We start from the raw sequence: 245 nt of genomic DNA on the forward strand, positions 1-245 counted from the left end.
AAGTGCGTACCCGGGCAAACAGGTGCACGTCGTCTGGGATAACCTGAACACGCATCGCGCCGAAGCCGTCAGGCAGGCCTTCAACGCGCGGCACAATGGGCGGTTTCACTTCCACTTCACACCATTGCACGCGAGTTGGGTCAATCAGATCGAGCTCTGGTTTGCCTGCTACACGCGCCGAGTGCTGCGCCAAGCGAGCCACACCAGCATCGCCCACCTGCGCGAACGCACCGAGCAGTTTGTCC

Annotated in this window: 1 protein-coding gene; it reads left to right on the forward strand. The window is 61.6% G+C overall.

The window, feature by feature from the left end; all coding sequences use genetic code 11:
- Window positions 1-245 (forward strand): transposase (locus CF70_RS39165; RefSeq protein WP_035862899.1); only part of this gene is annotated, 245 nt, incomplete at both ends.

This window comes from Cupriavidus sp. SK-3 (genome assembly GCF_000611145.1).
GTDB lineage: Bacteria > Pseudomonadota > Gammaproteobacteria > Burkholderiales > Burkholderiaceae > Cupriavidus.